This is a genomic window from Tumebacillus flagellatus (assembly GCF_000714935.1).
Classification (GTDB): Bacteria; Bacillota; Bacilli; order Tumebacillales; family Tumebacillaceae; genus Tumebacillus; species Tumebacillus flagellatus.
Genome location: NZ_JMIR01000021.1, coordinates 1 through 26,038 on the forward strand (window position 1 = coordinate 1; position 26,038 = coordinate 26,038).

Annotated in this window: 31 protein-coding genes; 21 read left to right on the forward strand and 10 right to left on the reverse strand. The window is 56.4% G+C overall.

The window, feature by feature from the left end; translation table 11 throughout:
* Positions 1 to 181 precede the first annotated feature (181 nt).
* A complete protein-coding gene (locus tag EL26_RS13985) occupies positions 182 to 2,113 on the forward strand; it encodes an ABC transporter substrate-binding protein (protein WP_038090020.1) in 1,932 nt (643 codons plus the stop codon).
* 129 nt (positions 2,114 to 2,242) lie between these two features.
* On the opposite strand, the gene EL26_RS13990 is transcribed toward EL26_RS13985, so the two are convergent.
* From EL26_RS13990 to EL26_RS14010, 5 genes are all read right to left on the reverse strand, one after another.
* Entirely contained in the window at positions 2,243 to 3,511 is a 1,269-nt protein-coding gene (locus EL26_RS13990; RefSeq protein WP_038090022.1) for a BaiN/RdsA family NAD(P)/FAD-dependent oxidoreductase, read from the reverse strand.
* A 66-nt stretch (positions 3,512 to 3,577) separates the two neighbouring features.
* Complete coding sequence (locus EL26_RS13995) at positions 3,578 to 3,871, reverse strand: DUF1292 domain-containing protein (RefSeq protein ID WP_038090025.1); 294 nt, start codon at positions 3,869 to 3,871, stop codon at positions 3,578 to 3,580.
* A 130-nt stretch (positions 3,872 to 4,001) separates the two neighbouring features.
* Positions 4,002 to 4,361 (reverse strand): YlbF/YmcA family competence regulator, encoded by a 360-nt coding sequence (locus EL26_RS14000; RefSeq protein WP_038090028.1) that lies wholly within the window; start codon positions 4,359 to 4,361, stop codon positions 4,002 to 4,004.
* 84 nt (positions 4,362 to 4,445) lie between these two features.
* Entirely contained in the window at positions 4,446 to 4,643 is a 198-nt protein-coding gene (locus tag EL26_RS14005; RefSeq protein ID WP_038090031.1) for a hypothetical protein, read from the reverse strand.
* A gap of 74 nt (positions 4,644 to 4,717) precedes the next feature.
* Positions 4,718 to 5,035 (reverse strand): hypothetical protein, encoded by a 318-nt coding sequence (locus EL26_RS14010; protein ID WP_038090034.1) that lies wholly within the window; start codon positions 5,033 to 5,035, stop codon positions 4,718 to 4,720.
* Between the two features lie 317 nt (positions 5,036 to 5,352).
* Between EL26_RS14010 and EL26_RS14015 the strand changes: the two genes are divergently transcribed.
* The gene (locus tag EL26_RS14015; protein WP_038090037.1) at positions 5,353 to 5,805 is read left to right on the forward strand and encodes a DUF1292 domain-containing protein; all 453 of its coding nucleotides are present in this window, start codon (positions 5,353 to 5,355) and stop codon (positions 5,803 to 5,805) included.
* Positions 5,806 to 5,865: 60 nt separating this feature from the next.
* Here EL26_RS14015 and EL26_RS14020 read toward each other — a convergent pair whose 3' ends face one another.
* Positions 5,866 to 6,132, reverse strand: coding sequence for a DUF3055 domain-containing protein (locus tag EL26_RS14020; RefSeq protein ID WP_038090040.1), 267 nt, complete (start codon positions 6,130 to 6,132; stop codon positions 5,866 to 5,868).
* A 97-nt stretch (positions 6,133 to 6,229) separates the two neighbouring features.
* Between EL26_RS14020 and EL26_RS14025 the strand changes: the two genes are divergently transcribed.
* From EL26_RS14025 to EL26_RS23845, 9 genes are all read left to right on the forward strand, one after another.
* Positions 6,230 to 6,874 (forward strand): LON peptidase substrate-binding domain-containing protein, encoded by a 645-nt coding sequence (locus EL26_RS14025; protein ID WP_052036379.1) that lies wholly within the window; start codon positions 6,230 to 6,232, stop codon positions 6,872 to 6,874.
* Positions 6,875 to 6,935: 61 nt separating this feature from the next.
* A complete protein-coding gene (locus EL26_RS14030) occupies positions 6,936 to 7,199 on the forward strand; it encodes a hypothetical protein (RefSeq protein WP_038090042.1) in 264 nt (87 codons plus the stop codon).
* A gap of 104 nt (positions 7,200 to 7,303) precedes the next feature.
* Positions 7,304 to 7,768 carry a cysteine hydrolase family protein gene (locus tag EL26_RS14035; RefSeq protein ID WP_038090044.1) on the forward strand — a complete coding sequence of 155 codons (465 nt, stop codon included), beginning with the start codon at positions 7,304 to 7,306 and terminating at the stop codon, positions 7,766 to 7,768.
* Positions 7,769 to 7,904: 136 nt separating this feature from the next.
* Positions 7,905 to 8,075, forward strand: a complete 171-nt coding sequence (locus EL26_RS25825) for a hypothetical protein (RefSeq protein ID WP_162835164.1) — start codon at positions 7,905 to 7,907, stop codon at positions 8,073 to 8,075.
* 128 nt (positions 8,076 to 8,203) lie between these two features.
* Entirely contained in the window at positions 8,204 to 8,473 is a 270-nt protein-coding gene (locus EL26_RS14040) for a rhodanese-like domain-containing protein (protein WP_052036380.1), read from the forward strand.
* Positions 8,474 to 8,603: 130 nt separating this feature from the next.
* Positions 8,604 to 9,197 (forward strand): ATP-dependent Clp endopeptidase proteolytic subunit ClpP, encoded by a 594-nt coding sequence (gene clpP, locus EL26_RS14045; RefSeq protein WP_038090045.1) that lies wholly within the window; start codon positions 8,604 to 8,606, stop codon positions 9,195 to 9,197.
* A gap of 178 nt (positions 9,198 to 9,375) precedes the next feature.
* The gene (locus EL26_RS14050) at positions 9,376 to 10,545 is read left to right on the forward strand and encodes a class I SAM-dependent methyltransferase (RefSeq protein ID WP_038090049.1); all 1,170 of its coding nucleotides are present in this window, start codon (positions 9,376 to 9,378) and stop codon (positions 10,543 to 10,545) included.
* Between the two features lie 186 nt (positions 10,546 to 10,731).
* Positions 10,732 to 11,601, forward strand: coding sequence for a hypothetical protein (locus tag EL26_RS14055; protein ID WP_038090050.1), 870 nt, complete (start codon positions 10,732 to 10,734; stop codon positions 11,599 to 11,601).
* Between the two features lie 78 nt (positions 11,602 to 11,679).
* Positions 11,680 to 12,465 carry an endonuclease NucS domain-containing protein gene (locus EL26_RS23845; RefSeq protein ID WP_161780735.1) on the forward strand — a complete coding sequence of 262 codons (786 nt, stop codon included), beginning with the start codon at positions 11,680 to 11,682 and terminating at the stop codon, positions 12,463 to 12,465.
* A gap of 244 nt (positions 12,466 to 12,709) precedes the next feature.
* On the opposite strand, the gene EL26_RS14065 is transcribed toward EL26_RS23845, so the two are convergent.
* Positions 12,710 to 13,567 carry a DegV family protein gene (locus tag EL26_RS14065; RefSeq protein ID WP_338010860.1) on the reverse strand — a complete coding sequence of 286 codons (858 nt, stop codon included), beginning with the start codon at positions 13,565 to 13,567 and terminating at the stop codon, positions 12,710 to 12,712.
* A 185-nt stretch (positions 13,568 to 13,752) separates the two neighbouring features.
* Here EL26_RS14065 and EL26_RS14070 point away from each other — a divergent pair, with 185 nt between their 5' ends.
* From EL26_RS14070 to EL26_RS14090, 6 genes are all read left to right on the forward strand, one after another.
* Positions 13,753 to 14,775, forward strand: a complete 1,023-nt coding sequence (locus EL26_RS14070) for a glyceraldehyde-3-phosphate dehydrogenase (RefSeq protein ID WP_038090052.1) — start codon at positions 13,753 to 13,755, stop codon at positions 14,773 to 14,775.
* 204 nt (positions 14,776 to 14,979) lie between these two features.
* Positions 14,980 to 16,203 carry an MFS transporter gene (locus EL26_RS14075; protein ID WP_081857210.1) on the forward strand — a complete coding sequence of 408 codons (1,224 nt, stop codon included), beginning with the start codon at positions 14,980 to 14,982 and terminating at the stop codon, positions 16,201 to 16,203.
* A gap of 101 nt (positions 16,204 to 16,304) precedes the next feature.
* Positions 16,305 to 17,471 carry a cysteine desulfurase family protein gene (locus tag EL26_RS14080; RefSeq protein WP_038090055.1) on the forward strand — a complete coding sequence of 389 codons (1,167 nt, stop codon included), beginning with the start codon at positions 16,305 to 16,307 and terminating at the stop codon, positions 17,469 to 17,471.
* A gap of 6 nt (positions 17,472 to 17,477) precedes the next feature.
* Positions 17,478 to 18,662 carry a tRNA uracil 4-sulfurtransferase ThiI gene (gene thiI / locus EL26_RS14085; protein ID WP_038090058.1) on the forward strand — a complete coding sequence of 395 codons (1,185 nt, stop codon included), beginning with the start codon at positions 17,478 to 17,480 and terminating at the stop codon, positions 18,660 to 18,662.
* A 79-nt stretch (positions 18,663 to 18,741) separates the two neighbouring features.
* A complete protein-coding gene (locus EL26_RS25540) occupies positions 18,742 to 18,885 on the forward strand; it encodes a hypothetical protein (protein ID WP_161780736.1) in 144 nt (47 codons plus the stop codon).
* A gap of 112 nt (positions 18,886 to 18,997) precedes the next feature.
* Positions 18,998 to 19,609, forward strand: a complete 612-nt coding sequence (locus EL26_RS14090) for a hypothetical protein (protein ID WP_038090061.1) — start codon at positions 18,998 to 19,000, stop codon at positions 19,607 to 19,609.
* Between the two features lie 75 nt (positions 19,610 to 19,684).
* Here the strand turns inward: EL26_RS14090 and EL26_RS14095 are convergent, their stop codons facing one another.
* Both EL26_RS14095 and EL26_RS14100 read right to left on the reverse strand, forming a co-directional pair.
* A complete protein-coding gene (locus EL26_RS14095) occupies positions 19,685 to 19,891 on the reverse strand; it encodes a DUF896 domain-containing protein (protein ID WP_038090064.1) in 207 nt (68 codons plus the stop codon).
* A 106-nt stretch (positions 19,892 to 19,997) separates the two neighbouring features.
* Entirely contained in the window at positions 19,998 to 20,447 is a 450-nt protein-coding gene (locus EL26_RS14100) for an N-acetyltransferase (protein WP_038090067.1), read from the reverse strand.
* Between the two features lie 124 nt (positions 20,448 to 20,571).
* Here EL26_RS14100 and EL26_RS14105 point away from each other — a divergent pair, with 124 nt between their 5' ends.
* Positions 20,572 to 21,420 carry a nucleotidyltransferase domain-containing protein gene (locus EL26_RS14105; RefSeq protein WP_038090071.1) on the forward strand — a complete coding sequence of 283 codons (849 nt, stop codon included), beginning with the start codon at positions 20,572 to 20,574 and terminating at the stop codon, positions 21,418 to 21,420.
* Between the two features lie 15 nt (positions 21,421 to 21,435).
* Here EL26_RS14105 and EL26_RS14110 read toward each other — a convergent pair whose 3' ends face one another.
* Positions 21,436 to 21,864: an alpha/beta fold hydrolase gene (locus EL26_RS14110; protein WP_038090073.1), complete on the reverse strand. Its 429-nt coding sequence runs from the start codon at positions 21,862 to 21,864 to the stop codon at positions 21,436 to 21,438.
* 149 nt (positions 21,865 to 22,013) lie between these two features.
* On the opposite strand from EL26_RS14110, the gene EL26_RS23850 reads away from it, so the two are divergent.
* The 3 genes from EL26_RS23850 (at position 22,014) to EL26_RS14125 (ending at position 26,014) form a co-directional block, all read left to right on the forward strand.
* Positions 22,014 to 22,721: an HAD family hydrolase gene (locus tag EL26_RS23850; protein WP_052036383.1), complete on the forward strand. Its 708-nt coding sequence runs from the start codon at positions 22,014 to 22,016 to the stop codon at positions 22,719 to 22,721.
* 23 nt (positions 22,722 to 22,744) lie between these two features.
* A complete protein-coding gene (gene purB, locus EL26_RS14120; RefSeq protein ID WP_038090075.1) occupies positions 22,745 to 24,106 on the forward strand; it encodes an adenylosuccinate lyase in 1,362 nt (453 codons plus the stop codon).
* Between the two features lie 312 nt (positions 24,107 to 24,418).
* Positions 24,419 to 26,014 (forward strand): PASTA domain-containing protein, encoded by a 1,596-nt coding sequence (locus EL26_RS14125; RefSeq protein ID WP_038090078.1) that lies wholly within the window; start codon positions 24,419 to 24,421, stop codon positions 26,012 to 26,014.
* Positions 26,015 to 26,038 lie beyond the last annotated feature (24 nt).

Genomic DNA, 26,038 nt, shown 5'->3' on the forward strand with positions numbered 1-26,038 from the left:
CTCCCCTGCTAAGGGAGTATACTGGAAACAGTATCGAGGGTTCGAATCCCTCCCCCTCCGCCAAACAGAGAAAGGCAAGTCTCAATCGAGACTTGCCTTTTTTGTGTTTCTTTTAGGAGGGATTGGGTATTTTTCCAAGAATTAGTTAGTGGTAAGAATGGAAACGAAAGGGTGTGCCAAGATGAGAATTTGGCTGAAACAGACGATGACCGCGGTTGGCGCGATCTCGTTGTTGACGCTTCCGACGGCAGCGTTTGCAGCTCCGCATGTGACACTGAACGGAACGCCGCAAGTGTACGATCCCGAACCCTACCAGAAAAACGGACGCACGCTCGTCCCGATGCGGGCGATTTTTGAAGCGTTGGGCGCCACGGTCGAGTGGGATGAAACCACGAAGACCGTCACCGGCGTGCAAGGAGAGACCAAGATCGTGTTGCAAGTCGGCTCCACGACTGCGACGGTCAACGGGCAACCGGTGATCTTGAACCAAGCGGCGGAGCAAACGAACGACCGGGTGATGGTGCCGGTACGCTTGATCTCCGAAGCGTTGGGCGCCGAAGTGCAGTGGGACGAAACGACGGAGACGGTTCGGATTTACTCCAAGGACATGAAAGACCGCGTGTTGCACCTCGGCATCTCCGACAGCATCTCTTCGCTCGATCCTGCGTTGTTGTCTTCGTACAACGACTATACCGTCGCGCAACAAGTCCACGAGGGTCTGGTTCGCCTCGACCGCGACGGCAACTTGGTGCCGGGAGTAGCGAAAGCGTGGGACGTGTCGTATGACGGCTTGCGCTATACGTTTCATCTGCGCGACAACGCCAAGTGGTCGGACGGCTCTCCCGTGACGGCACAAGACTTTGAGCAATCTTGGAAGCGGCAGTTGAATCCGGAGACGGCGTCGATGTGGTCGTTTGAGTTTTTTGCGATTGAGGGTGCCGAGAAGTACGACCTGAGCCAGGGCGGAAAGGCAGACGACGTGGAAGTTCATGCCAAGGACGACCGCACGCTCGAAGTGCAGCTCGCCAAGCCGCAAGCGTACTTCTTGCGTCAGGTGGCGCTTCCGTTTTTTGCGCCGTCGAAAACCACGACCGAGCCGCTGTACAACGGGCCGTTCAAAGCGGAGCGCGTCCAGTACGACCAAGGCGCGCTGCTCGTCAAAAACGAACAATACTGGGACCGCGACCATGTCCGCTTGCAGCAGATCGACTTCGAAGCGGTGCCGGACACGGAGAGTGCCGGCCGTGCCTACGAAAGCGGCTGGTTGGATGGGTACAACCCGTTGCCGCAGGGAATCACGCCTGAAATGCCGGGGTCTGTCGTGCAAACGCCGCCGCTCTCCACGGTGCATTACTTGGAATTCAACGAGCAAAAAGTTTCCGCTCTTCAAAACGTGAAGATTCGCCGCGCACTGACCTATGCGCTGGACAACCAAGAAATCGCCGAGGCCGTGTTTGGATTGTCGGCGTCCGGGGCGAACGGATTCGTTCCGACCGGAGTTTCCAAAGGCGCTCCGAGCTCCGGCAAGTTCCGGGACACAGCGGGGGACGCTTTGCACCAAGCGGCGAACGCGTCTCAAGCGAAAACGCTGTTCCAAGAAGGGCTGAAAGAACTCGGGCTCACCGCGCTCCCGAACGTCAAACTCCTCATAAACGACACCATGGAAGCGAAAAAAACCGCCGCTTTGCTCATCCAAGCGTGGCATGACAAGCTCGGGGTGGACGTGGAAGCGGAATATCTGCCGTTTAAGCTCGTCTTGCAGAAGCAGACCACCAAGGACTTTGACATCACGCTCTCCGGCTGGGGAGCTGATTACGACGACCCGATGACGTTTCTCGACATGTGGGTGACAGGCGGTTCGTTCAACAACGCGGGCTACAGCAACGCCAAGTATGACGCCCTCGTTGACCAGATTCACAAGGAAGCGGACGACCGCAAGCGCACCGACGAGATGGTGCAAGCCGAGAAGCTCCTCCTCGACGACATGGCGGTCGGCCCGGTCTATTTCCGAAACTCCGTTTTGCAGTACCGTCCGTACATCAAAGGGCTGGCGATCCGCTCGCTCTACCCGATGTATGATCTGAAGGACGCTTATATCGAAGGGAAAAACTAACCGGCCGGCAACAGGGAAAAAGACCCTGCATCCCGCAAATACGCTGTGCGCGGGATTTTTTTACCTGTTGGCAACACGGAAAAACCCTGCATCCCGCGAAATGCGCGCGTGCAGGGTCTTTTTGGGTTGTTACGCATGCACCAAGCTCTCCGCCGCGCTCTTGCCCGCGACGTAGCCGGTGGAGAAGGCGACGGTGATGTTGAACCCGCCGGTGTAGCCGTGCAAGTCCAACACTTCGCCCGCAAAGTACAGCCCCGGCATCAACTTCGATTCCATCGTCGACGGCGTGATTTCCTTGAGGTGCACACCGCCGCCGGTGATGAACGCTTCCTCAAGGGAGAGCGTGCCGGTCGCTTGAATCGGGAACGCCTTCAAGAGTTCGGCGAGGATTTGGATGTTTTTTTTCGGCAAGTTGGCGAACGTCACGTCTTCGCGCAACTCGGCGCGTTGAAGCAGCAGGGGGATCATCCGCTCGGGGAGATAGCCCTTGATCACGTTCTTGAACGCTTTCTTGGGCTCGGACTCGGCGAGCTTCCAGATCTCTTGCTGCACGTCGCCCTGCGACTTCTCCGGGAAGAGGTCGAGCTGCAGGCGGACGGTCGGGCCGCCGCTTTTTTTCAGTTCTTTGACGACGAACTGCGAGCAGCGCAGCACGGCGGGTCCGGAGAGCCCGAAGTGGGTGAAGATCATGTCGCCTTCGTGCACGATGATCTTCTTGCCCTTGGCGTTCCAGACGGACAGTTCGATGCCCCGCAGCGACAGGCCTTGCAACGAGCGGTCGCGGATGAACGGCTCCCGCGAAGTGATCGGCACTTCGGTCGGATAGAGCTCGGTGATCGTGTGCCCGGCTTCTTGCGCCCAAGCGTAGCCGTCGCCTGTGGAGCCGGTCTTCGGGACGGACTTGCCGCCGACGGCGATGATCACCGCTTCGGCATCGATCACTTGTCCCGATTTCAGTTTCACGCCCGCCACCCGACCGTTTTCGTAGCGGACGTGAGCGACGGGGCAATTCGTGCGCAGTTCGATGTCGTGCTGCGCGATCTTGCGCAGGAGAGCGTCGAGCACCGACTTGGCTTTGTCGGTGACGGGGAACATCCGGCCGCGGTCTTCTTCTTTCAAGCGGATGCCGAGACCCTCGAAGAAGTCGATGATGTCGCGGTTGTTGAAGATCGAGAACGGGCCGTACATGAAGCGGCCGTTGCCGGGGATGTGCTTGATCAGTTCGTCGATTTCCTTGGCGTTGGTCACGTTGCACCTGCCGCCGCCGGAGATCAGCAGTTTGCGCCCCAGTTTATCGCCTTTCTCGACGAGCAGCACGCGGGCGCCGTGCATCCCGGCGGAGATCGCCGCCATCAGCCCCGACGTGCCGCCGCCGATCACGATGACGTCATATCGCATGTGAGTACCTCCAGATTCTAAAAAAACCACGGGTTCGCGTAGGAACCCGTGGTTTTTTCCGTTTGCTTACGCTTCTTCGGTGAGTTTCTCGTACGCCGCGACGACTTTTTGCCATTCAGCGTCGTCTTCGATGTCGACGAGGTATTCGCCGTTTTCGTCTTCGCCGATCTTCATGATCACGCCGTCTTCGTCTTCGCCGTCAGCCGGCACGAGGATGGCATAGCGTTCGTTTTCGACGTTCATCTCTTCCACGATGATGAATTCACGCTCGTTGCCTTCAGCATCGGTCAGCGTTACAACTTCTTCGTGATCGTGGTCGCAGTTCTCGTCGTGGATATGTACGTTGTTGTTGTCGGACATGGGAATGATCCCTCGCTTCCTAGTTCTGGTTGAAATCTCCGTCCATCATAGCATGGCACGATTGAGCCCGTCAAATGCAGGAAGTTCACGGAAACTCCATCAAAAAACGCAACAAAAAAAGCGGAGGAATTTACTCCGCCGCTTTCTCGGTGATCGTCGCCGCAATCAGATCGGTGACCGACTTCAACAGCTCGTCCACGCGCTTCATCGCGGCTTTGTACGCTTGCACTTCCGGGTAGCTGTCGAGGTCCTTCGCAAGAGCCTCGATGTCTTGGCGCAGGCCGTTTAGGTGCGGGCCGGTGCCGTGCTCGGCGAGGCGGTCGTATTGCCATTGCATCTCGCGGAACTTCGTGGTCTTGGAATTGATGTCCGCGTTCTCTTGCATCTTGCGTTCCGCTTCTTTATAAGTGAGGACTTCCGGCGATTCGAGGATCAATTGCCCCAATTCAAACGCCTGGGCCCAGATTTCATTGCGATCGAGTGTGGTCATTCCTGCAGACCCTCCTAGCAAAATTCCAAATTCTCAAGACTCAGTATAACACAAAATCCACACCGTCAAGGTGTGGATTCGGAATTAATGCTTGTATTGGTGCTTCGCGTTGTATTGCTTGAACTTCTCGTCGCGCTTGTTGTCGTAGAATTCGGTGATGAACCCGATCAAGATCGCCGCTACAATCGAGCAGCCAAACAGGAGGTACGACTTCGTAATCACGCTTGCGACGACAAGTGCGAAGACGATTGTGTAGAAGAAATAACGGTTCTGTTTCGACATCGAACTTCCCCCTTCCGTCTCTGTGCCTCTTATTATAGCGCGGAATTCGGAATTCGACCAGTCGTTCGAAATTCTTAAATGGGGTAATACGGATAGTCGCCGGGCTCGGTGTCGGTGTTGTTCACAAACCCCCACGATTCCACGACGCCCGCCGGCCATTGTTGGTTGCCGGCGTGGTTGAGCGCTTGCGGGCTTTCCGCAGGGGAAGTCGGGACGTAGAGCCCTTCGAGCACGTACTTGGCGGTTTCCAAGCAGCGGCGCGCGTTGCCAAGCGAATCGGGGAGCGACGGGTCGCCGAGGTAGAAGAGGGCGGAGTTGATCAAGCTGCGGGTGGCTTGCTCGACTTCGCCGGCTTTTTGTTGGTAGCGTTGCAGGTGTTGTTGCGGTTGCATGGGCACTCCTCCTCTGTTAAACTCTCCCTTAGCGTCGCTCCATTGTTCATAAGATATTCACTTGACGCGATGCCCTGCTAAATTTTATTCTAATTGGGTACAAGTAAGTTGGAAGGGGGCGTAGATTTTTCATGATCGGTATGCTCGCTACTGTTGCTGCAGTGTTCGGCCTCCTCTTCATGTGTGCTTCCATCACGAAGGAAAACACCGAGAAGGCCGTTGCCAAGCACCACCAAACCTGGGAATAATCCTATACTGGCAGAACGCAGCAGGGCGATTCGTCCTGCTGTTTCTGTATCGAGAGGGGCTGCAAATCGTTGTCCAACCACAAGTTTCGTTTTGCCAAGGGCAAGGAGTACGCGTTTTTTAACGAGCACGTGCACCTCTTGCTGGTCGACTTTGAACGCGATGAGAAGAAGGAACTCTACCTGATCGCCGATCAAGAAGACGACGGCACCTACATATTGGAATACCCCGGCGAGCTGTTCACGGAGCAGTTGATGGAGTTGACCGGTTCGATTTTCTTCGTGCAAGTCCAAGAAGAGGGGCGCGAAGGCAAGTACGCGCTCGGCGCTTTTTTCACGGTGATTCGGCAGACGTACGCGCTGTACTACGACCGCGAGAACCCGGAGAACGGCGAGTTGGTGTTCTTCCGCGCCAACGCGACCGGCACGGGGGCGTACGAACTGGAGAACGTTACCGACCCGTCCGAATACCAGACGGTCGTCGAGCACGTGATGGAGAACTACGCCAAATACTTGCAGGCATAGAAAAAAGCATGTCGGCCCCACGCGCGGCGACATGCTTTTTTGGTTGCAATCCGTTTGGGTCTACAGGTTGGTCAGCAGGAAGTTGCGCAGTTCGACGGTGGTGTCTTCGTCGTCGAGGGCGAACATGTTGGCGAGCAGGTGGAGTTTTTCATCTTCGAGGTCGTCGTGACCGATGATGCCCGCGCGGCCGCTTTGGATGTTGACGACCAGCGATTTGCCGTAGAAGTGCTCCGTTTTGGTGATCGCCAAGTCCCAGCGATGGTCGCCGACAAACCCGACGAAACGGGTTGAGGTAGTTTCGTGTTCATCGTACATGTTGATCAACATATATGTATCATCCTCCAAATTCATCTTACACCATGATACACATCATACACCATGATACAATGGGAGGAAACCCAAGGCATAGAAAGGGGGGAGCCGGGTGTCCACGTTTTCGCTGCAATTGTTTCCGCTGCAGACGGTGCTCTATCCGTACTGCGTGCTTCCGTTGCACATCTTTGAACCCCGGTACCGCGTGATGATTCGAATGTGCATCGAGCACGGCGTCCCGTTTGGCATCGTCCAAGCGTCCGGCGGGGTGGAGTTGGATCTGGACGGCCGCAGCCGCATGCGCAACTATGACATCGGCACGGTCGCTCAAATCACCAACGTCGTGGAGTTTGCGGACGGTCGCATGTTCATCACGACACAGGGACATCAGCGCTTTCGCATCTTGAAGAGCGCGTATGACGAAGATGTGCTGACCGCCGTGGTGGAAACGTACGAGGATTTGCCGACGGACGGCGCGGACGTGCGGGAGTTGTCCGAGCGGGTCGGCGCGAAGTTTGAACGGTATTGGCAGCTCTTGGAGTGCGTGATGAACCGGGAGCTCGGCGAGTTGGAGTTGCCGGACGACCCGACGGCGCTGTCGTGGTTGATTCCGTCCGTGTTGCACGTACAGCCGGAACTCAAACAAGCCCTCTTGCAGAAACGAGACCCGAGAAGCCGTCTCGAATTGATCCAAGAGCTGTTGGAAGAGGAAGTGGAGAAGCTGCGCGACGCGATGCGCGACGGACGCGAGAAGTAGCGTTGTGCTATAATAGGGCGGTACACAACAGGTAACGCTACCGGCAGGAGGGAATTTTCATATGGCAGACACGGCAAAGCAACTGGAGAAACTGATTGAAACCCTGGATGAATACATCGCCCAAGCCAAAGCGGGCATGAACAAAAACCACCAACAGATCGAGGGCATGCGTGCGGAATTGACGGAGCGCGGGTTCGGAGAAGCGCTCGACGAAGTAGAGGGCGTCGTCGAGATCACCGGGCACCACGGACAAGCCTTGGGCCGTCTGACGATGGCGGGCATGGTGCGCGGCGAACTGCTGAAAATTCTGGAACAGACAAAATAACGTCATAGTTCCAATACGTGTTGCAATTTACAACACGTTCCGACTCTGTTAGGATAAACAGTGAACTTATTCTGAATTTATCCGTTGGAAAGGTGCGATCCGACATGAAAAAAGCCCTGATCATCACCGATATACAGTCTGACTTCCTCGGCAACATGGATTACATATATCCGCTCTGCCAGAAGTATCTGGACAAGGCTGGCGATTCCTACGACCTCGTGATCCTCACCCACTGGAAGCACGAAGAGAACGAGAACGAAAACACCCTGCTTCTCCAACATAAGAAAGCGACCGTCATCGAGAAGCGCGGCTACTCCGCTCTGACCGACGAAGTGAAGCAACTGCTCCAAGAGAACAACATCGAAACCGTGCACCTCGGCGGCATCGACTCCGACATGGCGGTCATGGCGACGATGTACTCGCTGCTCGACGCGGGCTACAAAGTCCAAGTTCTCGAAGGTCTGCTTGCTTCCTACTCCACCCGCAACTGGGAGTCGACCACGATCATGCGTTTCGTCCTCGGCGACGACAACGTCCTGCAAGTGGGCGGCGACCGCGTTTGGATGTAAGTTTTCTATGTTTTTGCACGACGAAGAACCTGTGCGGCCCCGAGGCTGTGCAGGTTTTTTTTGTCAGGAGTAGCGGCGGGAAGGCTCGGAGACAATACCCTCAAGACTCTTGTGAGAGAAGGGGAGGGTGAAGAGCGTGTCCACACCGTCATGGGTCTATTGGGCCGGGTTGTACGACAGCAAGTTTGAAGCGTATTGTGCGGTGATGTGGGTGGAAGGCGACAAGCGCATCTACGGCAAGACGCCGCCGCAAGAGGTGGAGTTGTACCGAACCAACCGAGGAAAATTCGGGGTTCGTTTTAAGTAGCGCGTTTTCTGGACAATCTGATAGAGTTGGAACCAAAAGCCGCTTGTTGCCTCGACAAGGGGCTTTTGTATGGGGTAAAGTAGAGGAAATACATAACAGTTTTTCGCGGAGTGGCGAGGTGAAGTTTTGTGCTGGAAGATGCGAAGTTTGTGATTGACATCCGCGACGAGGCGGAGTTTTTGGAAGGGCACATTCCGGGGGCGGTGCATTGTCCGCTGCAGGAGCTGTCGTATGCGCTGTCGGACGCGGATTATGACGACCTCGTCGTCGTGGTGTGCCGGACCGGCAATCGGGCGCAGCAGGTCAAAGCGTTATTGGAGCACGAAGGCTATCATAAGATAGAAGTGCTCCCCGGCGGCATGACCGCGTATCAGGGCGAGATTGTCAAAGGTGAATAGTGCAAAAAGTGTGGGAGAGGTCACAGTTGCGGATTTTTGACTTTGACTGTCTTTGACCTTTGGGCGAAGTGTGCGTATACTGAGAGTACGAACTGTAAGAAACTGATGGGAATAAGGGAGGTTGTCATTTATGAATCTGGTACCGATGGTCGTAGAACAAACATCTCGCGGAGAGCGTTCGTATGATATCTACTCGCGTCTGCTGAAGGATCGCATCATCTTCCTCGGCAGCGAGATCGACGACAATGTCGCGAACTCGATTGTAGCGCAACTCCTGTTCCTGGCGGCAGAAGACCCGGAGAAGGACATTCATCTCTACATCAACTCGCCGGGCGGCTCGATTACCGCCGGGATGGCGATTTACGACACCATGCAATGGATCAAGCCGGACGTGTCGACGATTTGCATCGGCATGGCGGCGTCGATGGGCGCGTTCCTGCTGACGTCGGGTGCGCCGGGCAAGCGCTACGCGCTGCCGAACGCCGAAGTGATGATCCACCAACCGCTGGGCGGCGCACGCGGCCAAGCGTCCGACATTGAGATCCAAGCGCGCCGCATCCTCAAGATGCGCGACAATCTCAATAAGATCATCTCCGAGCGCACCGGCCAACCGCTGGAAGTTATCGAGCGCGATACGGATCGCGACAACTTCATGGAAGCGGAAGAAGCGAAGAACTACGGGTTGATTGACAAAGTCATTCAAAACGTTTCGGAAGTGAAGTAAGTTCGTTCATGGCCGCGGAGGGATAAGAAAGCCAACCACGGCACAGCGGATGTGTATGGCAACTGGCAGTTGAGCCAATGCCCGATCACTTTTTTGAGCGGGATGGAATTTGCCACAAGGGAGGCGGCAGGGGGAAACTCCTGACGCCTCTTTTGCGTGCGTGGAGGGTGGTTTTTTCGTGAGAGAGTGGTTTGAAGCGCAGGGGCGGGTTCCGTTTGTGCAGTTTATGGAGTGGGCGTTGTATCACCCGGAGTGGGGGTATTACACGTCGCGGCGCAAGAAGATCGGCAAAGAGGGGGACTTTTACACGGCCCCGAGCGTGAACCCGGTGTTTGCGGAAGTGCTGGCGGACGAAGTGGTGCGCATGGACGGCGGGCGCACGGTGATCGAGTTCGGCGCCGGCGAAGGGCGCTTGGCGCGGGACATGCTGGCGCGGTTTGCGAGCGAGCATCCGGCGTTTTTTGCCGAGGTGGAGTACTTGATCGTGGAGATATCTCCAACGCTTCGGGAGATGCAGCGGGAGACGATCGGAGAGCACGCGGGGAACGTGCGCTGGATGAGCGAGGAAGAGCTGCACGCAGGCGGCCCGTATGTGGGCGTGATTCTGACCAACGAGTTGGTCGATGCGTTTCCTGTGCACCGCGTGACGCGGACGAAGGAGGGGCTGCGGGAGGTCTTTGTGGAGCTGGCGGTAGAGCAGGACACCGCGGGAGAGCTGAAACCGGAAGTTGAAGCGAGAGTTGAAGCATCGGGAGTCGAACCAGCTGATCGGAAGGTTGGAGGAGCTGGATTCGAGGAGAATTTTTCCCTTCGTTTTGTGGAATCTCTTGAGCCGCTGAGCACGCCTGAGTTGGCTGCTTATGTGGACAAGTACGCCCCGAAGATGATCGTCGGGCAAACCATCGAGGCGGGCTTGGCGGGGATGGAGTGGTACAAGCGGGCGTTGTCGCTGTTGTCGTCCGGTCATATCTTGACGATCGACTACGGCTACGAAGCGGACATGCTTCATCATTCGTCGCGCCGCACGGGCACGTTGCGCGGGTTTTACCGCCATACGGTGACGGACGACCCGTACCAACACATCGGCGAGCAAGACCTGACCGCCGACGTAAACTTCTCGGCGTTGCGCAATCTGGGCGAAGCGGCGGGCTGGCAGACAGACTTTTTCGGCACCCAAGCCAAGTACCTGCTCCAATCCGGTATCCTCACGCGCCTCACCAACGCCTGGAGCGCCGACCCGTTCCGCGATCCCGACATGAAACGCAACCGCGCCATCAAGTCGCTGATTCTCCCCGGCGGGATGGGCGAGCACTTCAAAGTGCTGGTGCAGAGTCGTGTCTCGCAATAAAATACAAAAAGGACTCTGCGGCATCGTTCGGCAGAGTCCTTTTTATTGCTAAAGAGAAATCAGAGAGAAAATTACCTCAAAGAGAGAAAAAGGGTTGCAAAGCAAAAAACCCCTATGGTAAATTTATATCAGAAAGAGATGGCGGTCTCTTTCCGGAAATAAATCATTACCAAGGAGGTAATAAAAATGGAACAACAGAACTATCTCGCTAGCATCAGCAAGTCCCTCGAAACTTTGGTGAAAGTCGAGCAACAGAAGAACGAGCTTCTGAAGTCGCTGGTAGAACATCTGGCAGGAAAAGAGGCTGTGTCTGTGCTGGACACGACCGCTTTGAACCAAGTTTTTGAGCAGTTGAAAGAGGAGACTATGCCGGATACTCATTATTCTCTCACAGCAGAACTGTTCTTGCAAGTCTCCAAGGTGTATCTGGATGAGGAGCGCCTGCGCGTCCTTAACAAGAAAAAGAAAAAAGCTGCCCGCCGAGTTTCGATCAATCTGGGCAACGTCCTCGAAGACTTTTTCCAAGAATACTTGGAAGACGAGGCTGTTCTTGTCGAACGCGCCAAGGACGGACTGATCGTGTTCAAGAAGCATGATCGACCGTTGGCAACACTTAAGTTCTTTACTGATATGGGTTTTTTACGAGGGGACTATGCATACCAGTCCATTCAAGAAATCGTTGATCAATCTCAAACGCAGTATGGGGTACCTAATGATCGAGTCTTCATCGTGGTCTGTTCATTGCTTAACAGCATCGATAAGAAACATGTCGAAGATCTGGTCGGCAAGATCGACTCGAACTGGGAGTTCTTGAACAACCATGAGAAAGTTGCGGATTTTGTCACGCTTTTCACCGAGAGAATGACCGCTTTGGAGCACCCGAAGAAGCAAGTCTATTTCATGGCGTCCGAACTCCATCCCAACGTGCTGGGCGACGAATTGTACCACGCTTACGAAGAGCAACGAGACCCGGCGGATTTTTTGAAGCAAGTCGAAACTTACAACTGGCTTTCCGATCTCACTGATCTGGTTCAAGAACTTAACGCGATTGTGTAAGAAAATGCAGGTGTTCATCCAAAAGGAAGGGTAAGCACCGTCCCACCACACAGCACTTGGAAAATGGGGGAGATGTTCATGGAAAGAAAACCGTATGTCTGGCAGATGGTGAAGGAAGCCGTTGAAAAGTGCGGGGGGAAAGCAACTAATGCTCAAATCCGACATTACATTGTCTCTAAATATGGAAACGTGAATGAAAACACAATAAGCTGTCAGATTCTAACCTGCTGTGTCAACAAGGAATCCCGTGTCAACTGGCCAGAGAATCACAAGCCGCGATTGGCGAATTCCCAGTATGATTTTCTGTATAGTACAGGGAGAGGCCAAGTGGAGCTGTATAACCCAGCACGTCATGGAAACTGGGAAATTTACTCCAAGGCAACTGGCAAATTGTCTGTTCGCCAATCGGAGTCCTCCACAAATCCGTGCCAGCAATCAACTGAAGAATCAAACATGATTCCCGCAGAAGGTCGACTCCGTGACTTCATAGTTAGAAATTTGACTAACCAAACGATTGGAAACCAAAAACTTCGGATATTCGTAGATCATGAGGGAGTTGGAGGGGTCGAGTATGAAACCGAGGTGGGGAAGATCGACATCTTGACCTTGGACGAAGAAGACAATTTCGTTGTTATTATGCTCAATGAGAGCGTGGATGACGACCACGCACTTGCAAATCTCCTACGAAACATGGGGTGGCTAAAAGCGACCCTGTCTCCTGATCGAAGTGTTAAAGGAGTTTTGATTGCGGACACTTTTTCTGCCAATCTGCGTTATGCAACTTCTTTACTTCCAGAGGTAACTTTGCTGGAGTATACCTTACAAATCACTTTCAGCGAAGTTGCTGCTTCAATCCATGCTTAATATGTCTGAGAAGAGAGAAGGAGACACGGCATTCTCCTTGCAGTATAATACTCCTCAGGCACCGCAAACAAAGGAGTGACCCCGCCGCATGTTTCTCAGAAGACTTTCCGTCGTCCTCTTCATCCTCTGCGTCCTCTTCTTGGGCCTGGGCATCTGGTTCTGGCAGCACGGACGAGTGGGCTAAATAGAAAAAAGGAAAGGCCGCGACACTCCCATACGTGTCGCGGCCCTTTTTAATTCTCCATCAGGCTTTCGAGAAGTAGATGATCCCGTTCGCGCCCTTGCCGACGTGCGTGCCGATGACGCCGGAGAGTTCAAAGTCGAAGATGTTCGAGACTTTCACGCCCAACTCCGTCAGCAGTTCTCTCCACACCTGCACCGTCCCTTGATCGGACGTGTGCCCGATCGCCACGGGGAATTCCATGTCGATCGGACGCTCGGTGAGAAAGCGCTTCACGGCGAGAATGGCGTTTTTCTTGCCGCGTACTTTGTCGAACGCCTGCACGACGCCTTCATAGTCGAGGTGCAAGATCGGCTTGATGTTCAGAAGCGACCCGAACAGAAACGAGAGGTTGTTGATCCGCCCGCCCTTGCGCAGATTCTCCAGCGTGTCCACGGAAAAAACCAACTCTTGGCGCTTGCGCAATTCCGTCAACTCCGCTTGAATCTCGCCTGCCGTCCTCCCTTCCTCCGCAAGCTTGACCGCCTGCATCACCAACATCCCTTCGGCATACGTCGCCGACAGCGTGTCGTGAATCGTCACGCGCTCCGGCGACTCCACGAGGTCGCGCGCAATCTTTGCCGCTTGCAGCGTGCCCGAGAGCGTTGACGAGAGACCGACGTAGAACACATCGTCTCCGGCGTCGAGAATTTTCTGAAACACGTCGCGAAACTTCGCCGGACTCGGTTGAGAAGTGGTCGGCAACTGCTTGGAGGCCGCCATCTTCGCATAAAACTCCGCATGACTCAACTCGATTCCGTCTGCATATGTCTGGCCGTCGATGATGACATTCAACGGGATGACTGTCACGTTGTGTTCTTCCAAAAGGGAATTCGGCAAATCGCAAGTACTGTCCGTCACAATTCGAAGCATCAGCGGCATACCGCCTTTCAATACAAAGAATACACCTATTATACCACAAATGCCTCAATTCGGGAGGATTGTCACACCCTGATCAATTGTGACATACTTTTTCAGTGAAGAACGAAAATTAGTATGGATTATTGACGGCGTATTGTGTACAATAGGGCTGTGACAACTTGACTGGGCTAGGAGGAACTACTTACATGGCTATTCGAATTGCGATCAACGGTTTTGGGCGTATCGGGCGCATGGTGTTTCGTGCCGCAGCAGTGAACCCGGAAATCGAAGTCGTGGCAATCAACGCAACTCACGATGTGGACGTATTGGCACATCTGTTGAAATATGATTCTGTTCAAGGGCGTTTCCAAGCGGACGTCCAAACCACCGACGACTCCATCATCGTCAACGGCCGCGCGACCAAGATCGTCGGCGACCGCAACCCGCTGAACCTGCCGTGGAAGGAACTGGGCGTCGATATCGTCATCGAAGCCACCGGGAAGTTCCGCTCCAAGGAAACGGCCGGCCAGCACATCACCGCCGGCGCGAAGAAAGTCATCATCACCGCACCGGGCAAGGATGAGGACATCACGATCGTCATGGGCGTCAACGACCACCTCTACGACGAAGAAAAGCACGACGTGATCTCCAACGCTTCTTGCACCACCAACTGCCTCGCGCCGGTGGCGAAAGTGCTGCACGAGAAATTCGGCATCCAGTCCGGCATGGTCACCACGGTGCATTCCTACACCAACGACCAAAACAATCTCGACAACCCGCACAAAGACCTGCGCCGTGCGCGCGCGTGCGCGCTTTCGATCCTGCCGTCCACCACGGGCGCGGCGAAAGCGGTGGCCCTGGTCATTCCGGAGTTGAAGGGCAAGTTCAACGGCGTCGCTCTGCGCGTCCCGACCCCGAACGTCTCCATCGTCGACCTCGTCGCAACGCTTGAGAAAAACATCACGGCCGACGAAATCAACGCCGCGCTCAAAGAAGCGTCGCAAACCACGATGAAGGGCATCCTCGGCTACAGCGACGAGCCGCTCGTCTCCATCGACTATGTCGGCGACCCGCACTCTTCGATCGTCGACGGCCTCTCCACGATGGTCGTGGCGGACAACACCGTCAAGATCTTCGCTTGGTACGACAACGAATGGGGCTATTCGATGCGCTGCGTCGACCTCGCGCTGCTCGTGGGAAAGCGCTTGAAGGAAAAAGTGACCGCCTAATCCAAGATTTCCAAAAAAGCTGACGTTGCTCCGTGACGTCAGCTTTTTTTCGTTTTATAATGGGAAGAACTTCTAACCTTCAGGAGGACAAAAAAATGAAGAATCCGGTGGCAGCCCTCTAAACCGAAAGGGACGGGCAAACCTCTGCCTTTCCGTTTCGGAGTCGTGCAAGACTCTACCAGGAAACAGGGGGTTTTTGGCAAGATGAGCAAGGAAATCAGTTTGAAACAAAGCGGTTTGCAAAAAGGAACTTTGGCGCACCACAACGTGCGATTGTTTTTTTGGGCGACTCTGTTTGGATCGGTGAATTTTTTGGAACCGGTCATGTCGCTGTTTTACCTCGGCCACGGCTTGACGGCTGCGGGCATCTACATCGCCACGCTGTGCTGGTGTGTGACGGTGGCGCTCGCGGAAGTTCCGACCGGCACGTTCGCCGACCGCTTCGGCCCGAAAGCGTCGTTCCTCGTCGGATGTGTCGTCCATGTAGGCAGCAAAGCCTGCCTCTTGCTCCTGCTGTTGACAGACGGCGGCATCGGGTGGTTTTACGCGTACAATGTGCTCAACGGGTTGGCGGCGACGTTTTTCTCCGGCGCTGACGAAGCGTTGATCTATGACTCGCTGAAGGAGAGCGGCGAAGAGGAGAAGATGGACATCGCGATGGGGAAAATCTCCGCGTCGACGATGTACGTCTCCCTCATCGGAAGCCTGATCGGGGCGTTTATCGTCCGCGACCTCGCCGATTGGCAATTCGCGCTCGTCGTCGGCGCGGGCGTGCTGATGACATTGCTGCAACTGCTGTTTTTCTGGCGGATCAAGAATCCGAGCGCAGTGGAGAAGTTCCGTGAGAACCCGTACGTCCACGTCAAAAACGGTCTGCAGAACTTGAAAGCATCTCCGCGCCTCGTGCGGTTGTTTTTGAACACGACGATCGTGTTCGTGCCGACGTATGTGGTGTTCGGGAAGCTGGAGCAACCGTACTTGACCGACAACGGCCTGCCGGTTTCGTGGCTTGGCGTCGTGTACGCGTCGGTCGCGCTGGGCGGTTTGCTGCTCATGCAAAACATCGGCAAGATCACCGCGCGCATCCCGCGTGTCGGCGTGCTTTACGGAAGCGGCATCCTGATGGCGGTGATGCTGTTTGCGTCCGCACAGTGGGCGCACGCGCCGGTGTTGGCGTTTGCGACGTTCTATCTGTTGCGCTTGTTGAAGACGATCCGCATGCCGATCTCGTCGCACTTGCACAACGAACTGATTCCGTCCGGCTCGCGGGCGACGACGCTGTCGCTGCTCTCGATCGCCGATTCGCTGTTCGACGTGCTGTTCCTGACGACGTTTGCCGGAATCGCCGGACTCGGCTATGCGGCGGTGTTCTTCGGGTGCGGGGCGGCGGCCTTGATCGGCACGTTGATTCCCATCCACAAATCTTGACGCAAAAGTGCCGGGTGCGGGTGCGCATCCGGCGCTTTTTCGCTATAATGGGGAACGGTACATTGGGAGAGAATAATTGGGTATACGGGGAGGGAGATCATATGAAACCCGACATCTACTTAGACAACAGCGCGACCACGAAGCCCTACCCGGAAGCGGTGGAGGCGATGGTCGAGATGTTGCAAACCCACTATGGCAACCCTTCATCCTTACATAGAAAAGGTCTGCAGGCGGAGCGGGAGATCGACAAAGCCCGCGACCGCATCGCCAAAGCGCTCGGCGGCGTGAAAAAAACCGAACTGCTGTTCACCTCGGGCGGCACCGAAGCCAACAACCTCGCCCTGTTCGGTGCGGCGTACAAATACCAATCGCGCGGCAAGCACATCATCACGACGCAAATCGAGCACGCCTGCGTGTTTGAGGCGGCGGAAGAATTGCAGCAGCGCGGGTATGACGTGACGTTTCTGCCGGTCGACGAGAACGGTATCGTGCGCGTCGAGGACGTGAAGAACGCGTGGCGCGACGACACGATTCTCGTCAGCATCATGTACGTCAACAACGAAACCGGCGCGATTCAACCGATTCAAAAAATCGGCGCGTTCTTGAAGGACAAGCGCAAAACCCTCTTCCACGTCGACGCCGTGCAAGCGTTCGGCAAAATTCCGCTGAAAATCAAGGAATCGAACATCGACCTGCTCACGGTCTCTTCGCACAAAATCCACGGCCCCAAGGGCGTCGGCGCGCTCTACATCCGCGACGGCGTGCAACTCTCTCCGCTGTTCTATGGCGGCGGCCAAGAGCGCAACATCCGCTCCGGCACGGAAAACGTCGCCGGCATCGTCGGATTCGGCGCGGCGGCGGAGCAGAGCCAGCGCGAGATGCGGGAGGCGTCTGCCCGGATGGCGCAATTGCGCGACCAACTGATCGAGGGTCTCACCGCGAACCTCGAAGACATTCGCATCAACACGCCGACCCAGCCGGGGCTCGCAGCTCCGCACATCGTCAACGCGTCGTTCCCCGGCGTGCGCGGAGAAGTGTTGGTGCACGCGCTGGAGACCGAAGGGGTCTTCGTTTCGACGGGCTCTGCCTGTTCGTCCAAGGATAAAATTTACAGCCGCGTGTTGCAAGTGACCGGATTGCCGGAACCGGAACTTGAAGGAGCGATCCGTTTTTCCCTGTCGTCGGCCACGACAGAAGAAGAGATTCAAACGACGGTTGCAGTGGTCCAAAAGACCGTGGCCGATCTCAGATTGTTGTCTCGGAGGTAATGACACATGTACAGTACGCTGATTACCCGCCTCGGCGGTGAGATCGCGATCAAGGGCAAGAACCGCGTCCAATTCGAAAAAGCTCTCATGGAAAACATGCGCGCCGTCGTCAAAGACCTCGGCGTCAAAGTCGCCCGCGAAGGCGGCCGCGTCGAAGTGCGCTTGAACGGCGCCGACCTCGACGAAACCGTTTCCCGCCTCAAAAACGTATTTGGCATCAACTCGCTGTCTCCCGTGGCGGAAACGGAGCTCGACATCGAGAAAATCAAAGAAACCGCTCTGCTCGTCGTGCAGGACGCGCTGGAGAAGCGCAACACCCCGGTCACGTTTAAAGTGGAAGCGCGCCGCGCCAACAAGCGCTTCCCGATGGAGTCGCCGCAGATTTCCCAAGAGGTCGGCCGCTATGTGCTCAGCCGCACCGAAGGCAAACTGAAAGTTGACGTCCACAATCCGGAATTGAAATTGATGGTCGAAGTGCGCGAATCGAAAGCCTATCTGACCTGTGACGTCATCCCCGGACCGGGCGGCCTCCCGGTCGGCACGGCGGGCAAAGTCCTGCTGCTGCTCTCCGGCGGCATCGACTCCCCGGTGGCGGGCTACCTCGCGATGCGCCGCGGCGCGAACGTGGAAGCGATCCACTTCCACAGCTTCCCGTTCACCAGCGAGCGCGCGCAGGAGAAAGTCAACGACCTCGCGAAGATTCTCGCGGGCCACAGCGGACGCGTGCGCTTGCACAACGTGTACTTCACGGAGATTCAGCGTCAGATTCGCATGCACTGCCCGGAGGAGTACTCGATCACGATCATGCGCCGCATCATGATGCGCATCGCCGACCGCTTGGCGCATGAGCGCAAGTGCTTGGCGCTTGTCACCGGCGAATCGCTCGGCCAAGTGGCGTCGCAGACGCTGGAGAGCATGTACACGATCAACAACGTGACGAACATTCCGATCCTGCGCCCGCTGGTGGCGATGGACAAAGTCGACATCATGAGCATCGCCCGCCGCATCGGCACGTACGAGACGTCGATTCTGCCGTATGAAGACTGCTGCACGATCTTCCTGCCGAAAAACCCGAAGACCCGTCCGAAACTGCACGAAGCGATGCGCGCCGAAGAGAAACTCGACATCGAAGCGCTGATCACCGAAGCGCTGGAGAAGACGGAAACCGTGTTGTTTACTCGAGAATCTTAACCTTTGCACCCACATAAGGACGAGACGGCGAGGACACACTACTTCCATGGATTGAACTTCATGGAGGAGTGTGAACGCCATGCTGACGAAGATCTCCCGCCTTGCGCGCCTGTTGGCGGTGGCCACGGCGCTGTACGGCGGAGCGAAACAGATGCGCGGGATGTACGTGCGCCGGAAGCATCTCTGGCAGATCCTTCGCCGCCTCGTCCGCCAATTAGGGTAATGCTGTGGACCACCTTGCGACGAGCAGGTGGTCTTTTTGACCCTTTATGCGGCTATACATACTGATACACGGAAAATTCAGACGGAAGAATACGCAGAGGAGGGGACCCCGCATGAAAACGGTGCGGCAGGATGCGTGGACACCGGAAGACGACAGCGTGCTGGTTGAGATCATCTTGCGGCATATCCGGACTTCGAGTACGCAATTGGCGGCGTTTGAAGAGGGGAGTCAAAAACTCGGACGCACCCGCGCTGCGTGCGGCTTCCGTTGGAATGCCGTCTTGCGCAAAGAGTACGCGGCGCAACTGGAGATCGCCAAAGCCGAACGCCGCGCCAACCGCGAGGTGACGGTGGAGGCGGGAAGCATCGGAGAGCAGTCGACGCCGACTGCGCCAACCGCCAGAGCGGTTTCAGAAGAGCCCGACGCCGTGGACTTCACGTGGTGCCGGGCGCTGAAATTCCTGAAAGCCCGCCGCGATGAAGACTGTTCGTTGCGCAAACAGGCGCGTTTGGCGGAGACGTTGCAACAGGAGGTCCGCGCGCTGCAAGAAGAGAACTTGCGCTTGCAAAGCGAGCTTTCCGTCATTCGAGGCGACTACCTTGCGCTGGTGAAGATCATGGAGCGCGCCCGACGACAGGTAGTGCCGTCGGCAGCTCCTCCCGAGGAACGCCCGACTCACCTGTTCAAGATGGAGGAGAACGGCAACCTCGAACGCATGGAGTAAGGATCAAGCAAGGATGGAAAAAGCCGCTCGGCCGTTGGGAAAACGGTCGGGCGGCTTTTGGCTGTTCGGCAGGGATCAGTGCTTGACGTTGGTGCTGTTGTTGTCTTCCTCGTCCTCGACAAACTTGATCGAATCGAGTTGGGAGCGGAACTCTTTGCGAAACGCTTGGAGGTATTCCGCGCGGAGGGCTTGCTGTTCCGCTGCTTCTTCCGGGGTGAGGGTTCCGGCTTTTTTCTTGCGGGAAAGGACGTTGATGCGATCGATTTTATCTGAACTCAGCATAAGCGAGTCTCCTCTCTACGGGGCTTTGAGTATTCACCAGTCTATACAAAAAACGACCAGGTGTCAAAAGGCGTCGTCCACCCAGTCGTCTTCGTGATTCTGCATGTTATTCCGGCAACCAGATGTACGGGTTCTCGCCGCGGTCGCGGATTGGGTCGTACTTGACCGGCTGAAAGCCGCGCTTCAAGAAAAAGTCTTGCGCGCCCAAGCGCACGTTGGTCTTGATCGGCAGGCCCAGAGTCTTGGCAAACTCAACGAGCGCGGTGCCGTAGCCCTTGCCTTTGTACCCCGGCAGCACTTCGAGTTTCATCAACTCGTGGAAATCGGTCGGGGTTTCGGTGTAGTGGTTGTACTTCGCCCCGATCTTGTACAGCGAGATGCGCGCGACGAGTTTGCCGTCTTCGTAAATGCCGTAAAACGGAGAGACGGCGTTGTCCTCGATCATGTTCGCACGGAGGTCTTCCAACATCGACAATTCTTCAAGACCGTTTTCGCGGAACTTCTTGAATTCTTCCAAAGTCTGATAGTTGATCTGCAAAGATTGTACCTGCGGCATGCGGCTTTCCCTCCCGTTCCCTGTTTCTTTTAGTATACAGGAAAAGCTTGCTAGATGACAGGTTGTCATGGTAATTTTACAGTAACCACTACAGAGGTTACTGTTTGGAGAGGAGCAGAGCAGGATGGAAGTTCAAGTTCGTAACGAATGGGTCGAGCGCCTGCGGGATGAGTTTTTGCAAGACCCGCGGGTGCAGGCCGTGTGGCTCGGCGGGTCGCTGGGGCGCGGCGGCGGAGACTCCTGGTCGGATGTGGATTTTTATGTGGCGGTGGAAGAGGCGGAGTTTGAGTTGTTTTTTTCCGAAGTGCCGGAGCGGATTGCGGCGATGCAGCCGGTGTTGCATCACACGGACTTTGCGTTTCGTCGGCACAGCCCCACGGAGCGGGTGTGGTTTTTCTGGTTTGAGGGTTGGCCGGTGCAGTGGAAATTGGACTTCCATGTGCATACGACCGCTTCGGCGCGCGGTGCCGATCCGGATCAGCGCCGTGAATTACTGTATGGCGAATGGCACGTCTACTATGACCCGCAATCGCTGTTGGACCCGTTGCCTCCTGTGGATGAGCCGGGCGTTTTGGAGTTTCGGGCGCATGTGCAAGAGAAAGTAGACAACTTGGCGTGGAACTTTGCGCTGGCTTCGGTGTACATCTTGCGCGATGATTTCTGGCAGGCGTCGGGCTGGTTGCAAGCGCTCCATGACCGCTTGTTCTATCTGCTCGCGATCGAGGCGGACCCGGCGATGACGGGAGACGCCTACCCGCGCCGTTTCGTCAAAGTGATTGCGCCGGAGGACTTGGCGTTGCTCAACGGCGCGGTGTTCGACCGGGATCGGCGTTCGATGGCAGAGGCGTGGCTGCAATTGCTGACGCTGTTTGCCGCCGCCGCGAAACGGCTTTGTCAGCGGGCGGGGGCGGTGTATCCGGCGCGGTATCTTGAAGCGGTGCGGCTTTCGTACGATCACATGGAGACCTGCTGAACCCTCATGAAAAAATCACCCGCGCAACCGCAGTGTGCAGAACGCGTGAAACACTTCCGGAAGCAACGCGGAATTCTCCAGCACAAACGGGTCCTGACGCCCGGAGTCGGCGGTGGTGACATGCAAAAACGGGTGGCGGGTGCTTTGCACCGTCACGTCATCCGGCGCATCGACCAAAAAAAGCGCCGACACGCGCTGGGGCGCGAGCATCGCCAAGTCGCGGGCAAACCGGCAGTCCTCGCCGTGCGCGATCAAGACCGCATCCGGCCATTGCAACTCTTCCAAGATGTGCACGACCGTCTCCGCATCTTCTTGCGGTTTCGAGTCGATTCCTTTGCGGTCGATGGAAACCAAGCGGTACTCCTGCTGGAATTGGTCTCGCAATGCATTCCACAGCTCTTCGTGGCTTCTTCCTTTTTGAAAATGAATCACGCGTCGCGGCATGTCACGTTCCTCCCTCTGAGGCTAGCAGTTTACTAATCTCTATGCAGAGACTGGGAGAAATAAAACACGAACATTGAGGAGAAGATACTTTTCATCGTTCGTATTTGTGCTATACTAAGGGGGAGCTTACAAGGAGCGGAGGTGCGGCTGTGAAAGCGGTCTTGCTGGATTTGGATGAGACGTTGTTCGATCACCGGCATTCTTGTGAAGCGGGACTGTCGGCGGTGCGCGAGCGGTATCCGGATCTGCAGCAGAAATCGGTCGAGCAATTGGAGGGGCAGTTCTACCTCTTGCTCAACGAGATGCACCATGCGGTGCTGCAGGGCCGGATGACGCTTGAAGAGGCGAGGCTGGAACGCTTTCGCCTGCTGTTCCACTCCTGCGGCCGGGACTTGCGGCCGCAGGAGTCGCAGGAAATCGCCGATCTGTATTCACAGGTGTATGCGGTGTCGCGGCGCTCGGTTCCCGGTGCGGTGGAGTTGCTGACGAGTTTGCGCACGAGAGGCGTGCAGATTGTCGTGCTGACCAACCACATGACACACGTGCAGGTGGACAAACTGGAAGCGTGCGGACTTACGGCGCTGGTGGACCACTTGGTCACGTCGGAGGACGTCGGCGTGCAGAAACCCGATCCGGCGATTTTCCGCCATGCGCTGCAGCTGTGCGGGGCACGACCGCACGAAGCCTTGATGGTGGGCGACTCGTGGTCGGCCGACATCTTGGGCGCGCAGGCGGCCGGCATCCCCGCCGTCTGGTTGAACCGTCGCCGCACCCCGATCCCGGATGCACAAACGGCTCAGGAGATTTTCGAGTTGCATGAACTCGCTCCGAGCTTGAATCTCTACTTGAATCTCTAGCTGGAAAGAAGGTACTTACCACCATGACGATCAAAGCGATCTCTCCGCTCGACGGCCGTTATGCCGAACAGATGAACGGGTTGAATGAATGTTTTTCCGAATGGGCGCTGTTGAAATTCCGCGTTCATGTGGAAATTGAATGGCTGATCAAGATGTCGCAAGTCGACGGACTCGCGGAAGTCCGTCCGTTTACCGACGCGGAAGTGAACACGCTGCGCGGTATTTCCGCTTCCTTCAATGAAGAATCATCGGCGCGCATCAAGGAGATCGAGCGCACCACGAAGCACGACGTGAAAGCGGTCGAGTACTTCATTAAGGAACAACTCCAGAATTCCACCCTCGTCGACGTGTTGGAGTTCGTGCACTTCGGCTGCACGTCCGAAGACATCAACAACCTCTCGCACGCGCTGATGTTGAAGACGGCGATCCACGACGTCTACTTGCCGCTGGCGGAGAAATTCGTCGGCGCTGTGGCGGACCTTGCGGAAAACACCAAGGACGTCTCGATGCTGGCGCGCACGCACGGTCAAACCGCGTCCCCGACCACGGTGGGCAAGGAGATCGCCGTGTTCGTCTACCGCTGGCAGCGTCAACTGCGCCAGTTCCGTCAGTTGGAATTCCTCGGCAAGTTCAACGGGGCGGTCGGCAACTTCAACGCGCACACGTCGGCGTATCCGAACTTGAACTGGGAAGAGATCGCGTCTTCGTTTGTGGAAAGTCTGGGCCTTGCGTACAACCCGCTGACCACGCAGATTGAATCGCACGACTACATGGCGGAGTGCTTCCATGTCATGATGCGCTTCAACAACATCTTGCTCGACTTTGACCGCGACATCTGGCAGTACATCTCGCTTGGCTACTTCAAGCAGCGCGTCGTGGCGGGCGAAGTCGGCTCGTCGACGATGCCGCACAAAGTCAACCCGATCAACTTCGAGAACTCGGAAGCGAACGTCGGCCTCTCCAACGCCGTGCTCGATCATCTCGCGAACAAACTGCCGATCTCCCGACTGCAACGCGACCTCACCGACTCGTCGGCGATTCGCAACATGGGCGTCGGTGTCGCGCACTCGTACCTTGCGCTGCAATCGGCGTTGCGCGGTCTCGGACAGTTGAGCATCAACTTGCAAGCGCTGGAAGACGACCTGAACCACGCGTGGGAAGTGCTTGCGGAGCCGGTTCAGACGGTGATGCGCAAAGCGGGTCACGACAACCCGTACGAGAAGCTCAAAGAACTGACCCGCGGCGCGGCGATGACGCAAGAGACGATGCGTGCGTTTGTGGAAAGCTTGGAGCTGGAAGCGGACGACAAGCAACGCCTGCTCGCGATGACCCCGGCGTCGTACACCGGGATTGCGTCGCAGCTGGTGAAGCACATTCAGAAGTAAAAATCGCAAAAAAACCCCCTTCCCGACGGCAAAACGATGGGAAGGGGGTTTTTTATTCGTGCACGGAGACTTTCGTGCCGGTTCTCCGGCTTCTGTTCGGAGGTGCAGTCGGCTCCGATCTGATAATTGTGCATTGATCTTATCAAATCCGAAGTTTGGAAGAAAAGAACCAAAAAAAGAGGAACAAACGGCCTTCCAGCCGCGTCCAATTGGTTGAAAGGGCAGGAGATCGACCCGCATAAAATTGCCACGCCCTACGTAATAGGTATATGATGACCCGTATAGGTTGTCCAAAATGATAGGGGGATGGACATGAACGAGCGAATCTTGGCCGGCCGATACCGTTTCATCGATGCCGTCGGCGGCCGAAGTGATCTGTTTCACGCGCAGGACGAATCGCTGGATCGGAAAGTGGCGGTGATGCGCCTCGCGGAAAACGTGACGCCGGAGACTCGTCCCACCTGGGAAGCAGAGATCGCCAAAGCAGCCGGTTTGCATGAACCGCACTTGTTGTCGATATACGATGTGGTGGTGGAGGAACCGAACCTCTACTTGATTACCGAAGACCTGGATGGCACAATCCTCGCCCGCTGGATGCGCGAGCGCGGCCCGCTGACCCCGGAACGCGCCGTGGACCTGCTGAACCAATTGCTTGGAGCGGTCGCCGCCGCCGAGCGCGCCGGCATCCAAGCGCTGACCATCGCGCCAACCTCCGTTCTGATCACCAAGGACGGATTTCTCAAAATGATCGGGTACGGCCCGCTGCTCGGTGGTCTTGAGCAAGGGCGCTCACAAGTCGAATTGATTCACGCCAGCGGCGTGTTGCTCTATGAAATGTTGACCGGCGAACCGTATTCCGACTTCCTGCCGACCCAGCAAGTGGTCAGCGACGTGCGCAATTCGCTCTCCCGCACGAAAGGCACGGAGAACCTCTGGCTCCCGGAGCACCTGCTCTTGATCGTCGAGCGCATCCTCGCCAAATCGGTGCGCGGACCGTACACCTCGGTGCAAGAGTTGTATAAGGAGATCAAAGGCATCGCTCAATCGATGAGCACGCCGGTGCTCTCGCGCGTGGAAAGCCGCCAAACCGCCAAAGGAAAAGCCCAGCCGGAAGCGGCGGCGGCAGCAGAACCGACGGGCGGAGCGGGCAATTCGCAAGCGTTGGGCCGAGTGAAAGACTCCGTAAAAGACTCCGTGAAATCGGTCAAAGATATGGCGCAAGGCACTTTGCAGAAGAAGGTCGCCCAAGTCAAAAAAGCGGAGGCCGCCAAGAAGATGGCGGAAGAGACGATGAAGCCGAAGCGCCGTCCGATGATCTACGTGGCGGCGATCGTCGCCGTGCTGATCGTCACCGTCGGCATCTGGTGGACGCTTGGCAGCGACTCTTCGACCGCCACGACCGGCGCGGGCCAAGCGGAGCAAGGCCGCACGATCAAGATGCCGAACCTCTTGAACAAAACCGAAGAACAAGCGATCCAAATCCTCGGCGAGAACGGCTATCCGACCGATCGCATTCAATGGGTGTACCGCTCGGCGGACGACCCGGTGACCAAGGGCAAAGTCTACCGCCAATCGGCAGACCCGAACACGGAAGTCAACACCGCCGATATGGTGGTCTTGACGGTCAACTCCGACCAAAGCCCGACACCGGGCGGACCGGGCGCGGGCACCGTGCAAACGTCGCCGAATTCGAACCAGCAGAGCACGCCGACTCCTACCGGGACGGTGCCTGACCTCACCAACTTGACGCAAGCGGCTGCCGAGCAAGCGCTGCTCCAAGCCGGCTATCGCTACTCGTTTACCATCGAAGGCAACGGTACGCCGTCCGGGACCGTTTCGCAACAATCCCCGGCCGGCGGCACGCAACTGGAAGCGGGCGGACGCGTCACCTTCACCGTCTCCCAGTAAGTTTTTTCAGACACCAGACAAAAA